Below are 2639 nucleotides of genomic sequence, written 5' to 3' on the forward strand. Positions count from 1 at the left end.
TATACTTATCAATTATTTTAAAAAATTGAATTTTAATATTATAAGCTCAAATATGAAATAATCAAAAATTTTTTTTGAGGTTAAATAATGGTTAGTGTTAACTTAGAAGCTAAAAAAACAGTAGATGAAATGATTAATAAAGCAGATGCTTTAAAAATTGCTGTTTCTAAATTAGATAATGGTGCTACAGTAATTGATTGTGGTGTAAATGTTGAAGGAAGCTTTAAAGCAGGTGAATTATATACTAAAGTATGTCTTGGTGGACTTGCTGATGTAGGTATTTCTATTCCTGGTGATTTAAGTGAAAAATTTGCACTTCCTTCAGTAAAAATTAAAACTGACTTCCCATCTATTTCAACTTTAGGTTCTCAAAAAGCAGGTTGGTCTGTTTCTGTTGGAGATTTCTTTGCATTAGGTTCAGGTCCTGCAAGAGCATTATCTCTTAAACCTGCAGAAACTTATGAAGAAATTGATTACAAAGATGAAGAAGCTGATTTAGCTATTTTAACTTTAGAAGCTGATGTATTACCTGGTGAAGATGTTGCTCAATACATTGCAGATGAATGTGGTGTAGATGTAGCAAATGTTTACTTACTTGTTGCTCCTACTTCTTCTCTTGTTGGATCTATCCAAATTGCTGGAAGGGTTGTTGAAAATGGAACTTATAAAATGTTAGAATTCATTAAATTTGATGTTAAAAAAGTTAAACATGCAGCTGGAATTGCACCTATTGCACCAGTAGATCCTGATGGATTAAAAGCTATGGGTAAAACAAATGATGCAGTTTTATTTGGTGGAAGAACTTATTACTATGTTGAATCTGAAGAAGGAGACGACATGGAAGCTATTGCAAAACAAATTCCATCTTCTGCAGCTGATGGATATGGAAAACCATTCTTTGATACATTTAAAGAAGCTGGATTTGATTTCTATAAAATTGATAAAGGAATGTTTGCACCTGCTGAAGTAGTAATTAATGATTTAACTACTGGTAAAACTTATAAAGAAGGATTTGTTAACGCAGAGTTACTTAAAAAATCCTTTGGTGTAGATAACTAGTTTTTTAGTTAATTTAATAAATTAGTTTTTTAACTAATTTATTTTTTATCTTTATTATTGCTCTTTTTCATTGTTTTTTTGTCCTGTTTTGTCTTGTTTTTTTGTTTTTATTGTTGGTATTTTTTTTATTGTTTTTTGTTTTTTTTATTGTTTTTATCTTATTTTTTGTTTTTTTTATTTTTGTTTATATGTTCTTTTTATTTTTATTAGTTTTTATTTAGATTTTATTTGATTTTAATGTATATTTTTTATTATTTTTAAGTTAATTTCTTTTTTATTAGTTTATTTCAATATATTAATAGTTTTTTATTAATTTTCTTCTTAAAACTTATTTAATTTGATGTTTGAATTTTCGAATTAATTATTTATTATAAATTATTTATATATTACTAATGAAGTAATTTGATTTTTTATTATTTATTTAAAATTAATTAGAGAGTATATTTATGAAAATTGTTGGTATTCAAGCTAGTCCAAGGAAAAATGGAAATTGTGATATTTTAATGGATGAAGTTTTTAAATCTGCTAAAGAAAATGGTGCAGAAACAAATAAATATTATTTAGATGATTATAAAATTGAACCTTGTCATGCATGTTGCTCATGTGGTGATGGTGTTGATTGTATTGTTGATGATGATTGTAATGAAATTCTTAATTCTGTTTTAGATGCAGATGTTTTAATATTTTCATCTCCTATATACTATGGTCAAATGACTGCTCAAGGTAAATTATTTACAGATAGATTTTATTCAATAAGTAGAAATCCACAAAAAAGTTTTGAAGGTAAAAAAGTAGTTTTAATCTTTACTCATGCTGCTCCTACTGGAACTTATGATGAATATATAAATCTTACTAAAAAAGCATTATTTGAATATATTGGATTTAATGTTGTTGATACAATTGATATTGGTGGAGTTCAAGAACCAGGTGATGTAAAAGGTTTAAATGATGTTATTTCTAAAGCTAAAGAAATAGGTAATAATTTATAATTTTTATATTTTAAAGCTAATTTATATTATTTTATAATTTTTTATTATCTTTTTTTTAGTTTTAATTATAATTTAAATTAATTAAATTTAATTAGATTTTAGAAGAATTATGTTTTATTATAATTATAGATAGGTGTTAAAATGATTATAAAAGATGGATTAATTATTAATTCTAGGTGTAAATTTCAAATTATTGATATAACTTCTTATATTAATGATAAAATTAGAAATCATGCTATTGATTCTGGAATAATTAATATTTTTACAAAACATACTACTTCTGCAATTGTTATTAATGAAAATGAAGCAGGTTTAGGTACAGATATCCAAAATATTTTATATGATTTAATTCCAGAAGGTAATGGTTATAGTCATGATGTTATAGATTATAATGCTGATTCTCATCTTAAATCTTTATTTTTAGGTCCTTCTGAAACTGTTCCAATTAAGGATGGAAAGATGGATCTTGGAACATGGCAATCTATATTTTTCATTGAACTTGATGGTCCTCGTTCTAAAAGAAAACTAGATTTAACAATAATTGGTGAATAAATTTAATTTATTATTTTTATTATTTTTAGATATTTATTA

The 2639-nt window shown here is 24.5% G+C and carries 3 protein-coding genes; all 3 read left to right on the forward strand.

Annotation, left to right across the window (positions count from 1 at the left end; translation table 11 throughout):
* Nucleotides 1–87: 87 nt before the first annotated feature.
* The 3 genes from mch to BGI41_RS07685 all read left to right on the forward strand — a co-directional run bounded on the left by mch (nt 88) and on the right by BGI41_RS07685 (nt 2600).
* Nucleotides 88–1059 carry a methenyltetrahydromethanopterin cyclohydrolase gene (mch, locus tag BGI41_RS07675; RefSeq protein ID WP_088540111.1) on the forward strand — a complete coding sequence of 324 codons (972 nt, stop codon included), beginning with the start codon at nt 88–90 and terminating at the stop codon, nt 1057–1059.
* A 446-nt stretch (nt 1060–1505) separates the two neighbouring features.
* Nucleotides 1506–2048 carry a flavodoxin family protein gene (locus BGI41_RS07680; protein WP_088540112.1) on the forward strand — a complete coding sequence of 181 codons (543 nt, stop codon included), beginning with the start codon at nt 1506–1508 and terminating at the stop codon, nt 2046–2048.
* 141 nt (nt 2049–2189) lie between these two features.
* On the forward strand, nt 2190–2600 hold the full coding sequence (locus BGI41_RS07685; protein WP_088540113.1) for a secondary thiamine-phosphate synthase enzyme YjbQ: 411 nt from the start codon (nt 2190–2192) through the stop codon (nt 2598–2600).
* Nucleotides 2601–2639: the final 39 nt, after the last annotated feature.

It is taken from the genome of Methanobrevibacter sp. 87.7, assembly GCF_002208625.1.
GTDB lineage: Archaea > Methanobacteriota > Methanobacteria > Methanobacteriales > Methanobacteriaceae > Methanarmilla.